The organism is Salmonella sp. NW38 (assembly GCF_051807745.1).
GTDB classification, from domain to species: domain Bacteria; phylum Pseudomonadota; class Gammaproteobacteria; order Enterobacterales; family Enterobacteriaceae; genus Salmonella; species Salmonella enterica.
On sequence record NZ_JAMMTO010000024.1, the window covers coordinates 1 to 4,470 of the forward strand.

Annotated in this window: 6 protein-coding genes and 4 tRNA genes; 2 read left to right on the forward strand and 8 right to left on the reverse strand. The window is 50.0% G+C overall.

The window, feature by feature from the left end; translation table 11 throughout:
- The 5 genes from NA624_RS22875 to NA624_RS22895 form a co-directional block, all read right to left on the reverse strand.
- Nucleotides 1-236, reverse strand: a 236-nt coding sequence (locus tag NA624_RS22875) for a GTP-binding protein (RefSeq protein WP_000031667.1), incomplete at its 3' end; no start/stop codon positions are given.
- Between the two features lie 115 nt (nt 237-351).
- Nucleotides 352-427 (reverse strand) — tRNA-Thr (locus tag NA624_RS22880).
- A gap of 6 nt (nt 428-433) precedes the next feature.
- Nucleotides 434-508, reverse strand: a tRNA-Gly gene (locus tag NA624_RS22885).
- 116 nt (nt 509-624) lie between these two features.
- Nucleotides 625-709: transfer RNA gene (locus NA624_RS22890), tRNA-Tyr, on the reverse strand.
- A gap of 8 nt (nt 710-717) precedes the next feature.
- Nucleotides 718-793, reverse strand: a tRNA-Thr gene (locus NA624_RS22895).
- Nucleotides 794-812: 19 nt separating this feature from the next.
- Here NA624_RS22895 and NA624_RS22900 point away from each other — a divergent pair.
- Together NA624_RS22900 and coaA are read left to right on the forward strand one after the other, a co-directional pair.
- The gene (locus NA624_RS22900) at nt 813-986 is read left to right on the forward strand and encodes a hypothetical protein (RefSeq protein ID WP_001621476.1); all 174 of its coding nucleotides are present in this window, start codon (nt 813-815) and stop codon (nt 984-986) included.
- 208 nt (nt 987-1,194) lie between these two features.
- A complete protein-coding gene (gene coaA, locus NA624_RS22905) occupies nt 1,195-2,145 on the forward strand; it encodes a type I pantothenate kinase (protein ID WP_000023067.1) in 951 nt (316 codons plus the stop codon).
- Nucleotides 2,146-2,179: 34 nt separating this feature from the next.
- Here the strand turns inward: coaA and birA are convergent, their stop codons facing one another.
- The 3 genes from birA to NA624_RS22920 form a co-directional block, all read right to left on the reverse strand.
- A complete protein-coding gene (gene birA / locus NA624_RS22910; RefSeq protein WP_000655747.1) occupies nt 2,180-3,142 on the reverse strand; it encodes a bifunctional biotin--[acetyl-CoA-carboxylase] ligase/biotin operon repressor BirA in 963 nt (320 codons plus the stop codon).
- Nucleotides 3,139-4,167, reverse strand: a complete 1,029-nt coding sequence (gene murB / locus NA624_RS22915; protein ID WP_001016645.1) for a UDP-N-acetylmuramate dehydrogenase — start codon at nt 4,165-4,167, stop codon at nt 3,139-3,141. Before murB ends, birA begins: the two co-directional genes overlap by 4 nt.
- A partial coding sequence (locus NA624_RS22920) for a hypothetical protein (protein WP_439040297.1) occupies nt 4,127-4,470 on the reverse strand: 344 nt, incomplete at its 5' end. The genes NA624_RS22920 and murB, both read right to left, overlap by 41 nt.

Consider the following 4,470-nt stretch of genomic DNA (forward strand, 5'->3'; position numbering starts at 1 on the left):
TGTGCGTAGTGGCGGGTCGGGGTATCGTATTCAACGTGAGAAGTGTTGATGGTGATACCACGCGCTTTTTCTTCCGGCGCGTTATCGATCTGGTCGAATGCGCGGGCGGCACCGCCATAGGTTTTAGCCAGTACGGTAGTAATGGCAGCGGTCAGCGTTGTTTTACCATGGTCAACGTGGCCGATAGTACCGACGTTAACGTGCGGTTTTGTACGTTCAAACTTTTCTTTAGACATCGATTGTCCCTCTAAGACACGGATAAATCGGTGATATCACCACATCAACCAGGCAACACGCCCGACTTGTTGAATGCTAATAAACAGAAGAGAAAAACAGGAAGGAGAAAAGAAGTGGTGCTGATAGGCAGATTCGAACTGCCGACCTCACCCTTACCAAGGGTGCGCTCTACCAACTGAGCTATATCAGCACATCTTGGAGCGGGCAGCGGGAATCGAACCCGCATCATCAGCTTGGAAGGCTGAGGTAATAGCCATTATACGATGCCCGCATCCTGGAACTCGGCTACCTGATTTTCATTCTGCACTGAATATCGAGAGAAACTCTCTTTATTCGAGCCGGTAAGCGAACTTATCGTCTCGGGCTGCGCCATCGCGCGGCCGAAAATGGTGGTGGGGGAAGGATTCGAACCTTCGAAGTCTGTGACGGCAGATTTACAGTCTGCTCCCTTTGGCCGCTCGGGAACCCCACCGGACTTGATGGTGCCGACTACCGGAATCGAACTGGTGACCTACTGATTACAAGTCAGTTGCTCTACCTACTGAGCTAAGTCGGCATCAAGTAGCGCGCATTCTATGGAGACCTGCGTGCTCATGCAACTAAAAAATTGCATAAAATGTTCTATCGCTCACATTTTGCGCTATAAGAGACAAAAATGCTCTAATTTCAAACAAGAGAGCATAAATTTTCGGCATTTTACTGACCGTCTGACCAGGATACGACGCGGCATTTCAACGTTCCGTCGATAGAAAGCAATCTTCTGTATCTGGTATATTCGTCACATTGCTTCTCAGGGATAGCTTTCACAGCGAGATTTTTTCTTATTATTCCTCCCCATCTGGTGTTACCCTCCTGCCCATTGTCCAAATTAACTTAAATGTGACGTGCCGTTGCATGTCAGGGATGGCCCTCGTTCATCGCTGAACTGATGTAGCAATAGCAGCCAGAAACATGCTTATGAGTATAAAAGAGCAATCGTTAATGACGCCTTACCTACAGTTTGATCGCAGCCAGTGGGCTGCGCTTCGCGATTCTGTGCCGATGACCCTGACCGAGGATGAGATCGCGCAGTTAAAAGGCATTAATGAAGATTTATCGCTGGAAGAAGTTGCAGAAATATATTTACCTCTCTCCCGTTTGCTAAATTTCTATATCAGTTCAAATCTGCGTCGTCAGGCTGTCCTGGAACAGTTTCTGGGCACTAACGGCCAGCGAATCCCTTATATCATCAGTATCGCGGGCAGCGTCGCAGTGGGTAAAAGCACGACAGCACGCGTTCTGCAAGCGTTGCTGAGTCGCTGGCCGGAACACCGCCGTGTTGAATTGATTACCACAGACGGCTTCCTCCACCCAAACCATGTGTTGAAAGAACGCGGGTTAATGAAGAAAAAGGGCTTCCCCGAATCGTATGATATGCACCGACTGGTGAAATTCGTTTCTGACCTCAAGTCGGGCGTACCGAACGTGACGGCGCCAGTCTATTCTCATTTGATTTACGATGTTATTCCTGAAGGGGATAAAACCGTCGCTCAGCCTGATATATTGATTCTTGAAGGTTTGAATGTTTTACAAAGCGGCATGGATTATCCTCACGATCCGCACCATGTATTTGTCTCTGATTTCGTTGATTTCTCTATTTACGTTGATGCGCCAGAAGAACTTCTTCAGACATGGTATATCAACCGCTTCCTGAAATTCCGCGAAGGGGCGTTTACCGATCCTGACTCTTATTTCCACAATTATGCGAAATTATCTAAAGAAGAAGCTGTTAATACAGCAGCTTCGCTTTGGAAAGAAATTAACTGGTTGAATTTAAAACAAAATATTTTACCCACGCGAGAACGTGCCAGCCTTATTATGACCAAGAGCGCTAACCATGCGGTGGAACAGGTAAGATTGCGGAAATAACAGAAAAAAGGGGAGTACCGACTCCCCTTTTTTACTATTCGGCGCTTCGCAGCGATATTTCTCCACCCATCCAGGGTTTAATCACGCCATCCTGTTCAAGCAATAATGCGCCCTGAGTATCAATGCCGCGAGAAATACCAAATATTTCTTTGTCGCCAATAATCAGTTTTACCGGACGACCAATAAAATTATCCAGTTTTTTCCAGCGCGAAAGATAAGGAGAAAGACCTTCTTGCTCAAAAAGCTCAAGCGCAGCACGTAGCTTATAAATCAGCTTTGCGGCCAGCATATTGCGGTCGAGCGTAATTCCGGCCTCCTGCAACGTGATCCATCCCTGATTTATCACGTCCTCTTCTACACGACGCATTGCCATGTTAATACCAGCGCCAATCACTATTTGTGCGGCATCGCCCGTTTTACCGGTTAACTCGACCAGAATACCCGCCAGCTTGCGATCCAGTAGGTAGAGGTCGTTAGGCCACTTCACGCGAACTTTATCTGCGCCCAGTTCACGCAGCACTTCCGCCATCACAATTCCAATGACCAGACTCAAGCCTATTGCCGCCGCAGGCCCCTGCTCCAGACGCCAGTACATTGAAAGATATAGATTCGCGCCAAACGGTGAGAACCATTTACGCCCGCGACGACCACGCCCTGCCTGTTGGTATTCTGCTACACAGGCATCGCCTGAGCGCAGCTCACCAATTCGATCAAGTAAATACTGATTGGTTGAATCGATAACGGGCAATACCGCCACGTTTCCGCTATCCAGTTGGCTATGTATACGGTCAGCATCCAGTAACTGGATGGGTTCCGGTAAGCTATATCCTTTCCCGGGAACGGTAAATACATCTACTCCCCAGTCGCGTAATGTCTGGATATGTTTATTAATCGCCGCGCGGCTCATTCCCAGCCGTTCACCCAACTGCTCGCCTGAGTGAAACTCTCCGTCGGCAAGTAGTGAGATCAGCGTCAGGGGAACGGTAGTATCTTTCATGCAATGCTCTCCACAGCGTTCACCTCTCCGAGCTGACCAATAAAGCGAACCTCAGGCTCCAGCCAGACATTAAATTTTTCACCCACTTTTTGCCGGACATGATGCGCCAGCGCCACCACATCTTTACTTGTCGCATCATTCGCATTAATCAGTACCAGCGCCTGTTGGCGATGTACCGCAGCGCCGCCAATGGCGACGCCTTTCAACTGACATTGGTCAATCAGCCAGCCTGCCGCTAGCTTCACTGAGCCGTCTGCCTGAGGGTAATGCGGCGCGTTGGGAAATCGTTCCAGTAGTTCCATGGCGATATCGGCTGCGACAACGGGATTTTTAAAAAAGCTGCCCGCATTGCCATTCACTTTAGGATCCGGCAATTTTGTGGTGCGCATATGGCATACAGCATCAAATACCTGTTGCGCGGTGACCGTTTTCGGGTCCAGACAAGTAAGATCGCCATAGGTCAACACCGGCTGCCATTGCTTTGACAAACGCAGACCCACCGCGACGATCGCAACGCGATCCTGATATTCATTTTTGAAGATGCTGTCACGATAGCCGAAACGGCATTCCGCCGCGGACAAACGCAGACGTTTTCCCGCTTCCAGTTCAACGCAGTCAACATAGTCGCAGACGCGCTGTAGTTCTACGCCATACGCGCCAATATTCTGTATAGGCGAGGAACCAACGCAGCCAGGGATGAGCGCCAGATTCTCCAGGCCGGGCATGTTGTTGTCCAGCGCGTAGCGAACCAGCTGATGCCAGTTTTCGCCTGCGCCGACGTGTAGGTGCCAGGCGTCCGCGGTTTCATTGACCTCAATGCCTTTCAGGCGGTTAAGGATCACGGTGCCGGCGTAATTTTCCAGAAACAGGACATTGCTTCCTTCACCCAGGATCATAACCGGCAGTCCCTCACGAGTTGCTTGCTGCCAGGCGCTCAGTAGTTGTTGTTCGTTTTCAGCGCATACGATGTGCTTTGCACAATGATCAATGCCGAAGGTATTCCAGGGTTTTAGGGAGTGATTCATAGACGCTTTCCTGATGCAAAATCAGGCTTAGTTTACCGCATCTATGTAGGGAAGGCTTGCGGTTATGTCGACGGAATAAGGCGGTATACACAGGCATTATGTCGATGCCGTAGGCCGGATAAGGCGAAGCTGCCATCCGGCGGTGCAGGTTGCCTGATGGCGCTGCGCTTATCAGGCCTGCATTTTTACAGTTACCACACACGCAAAAAAGCCCATCCGTCAGGATGGGCTTCTTCACTTGTCTGATGCCTGGCAGTTTATGGCGGGCGTCCTGCCCGCCACCCTCCGGGCCGTTGCTGCGCA

What these genes read in the sequence shown, in the direction of transcription:
- NA624_RS22900 (WP_001621476.1), top strand. Translation starts at nt 813, where the DNA reads ATGGAGACCTGCGTGCTCATGCAACTAAAAAATTGCATAAAATGTTCT.
- coaA (WP_000023067.1), top strand. Translation starts at nt 1,195, where the DNA reads ATGAGTATAAAAGAGCAATCGTTAATGACGCCTTACCTACAGTTTGAT.
- birA (WP_000655747.1), bottom strand. Translation starts at nt 3,142, where the DNA reads ATGAAAGATACTACCGTTCCCCTGACGCTGATCTCACTACTTGCCGAC.
- murB (WP_001016645.1), bottom strand. Translation starts at nt 4,167, where the DNA reads ATGAATCACTCCCTAAAACCCTGGAATACCTTCGGCATTGATCATTGT.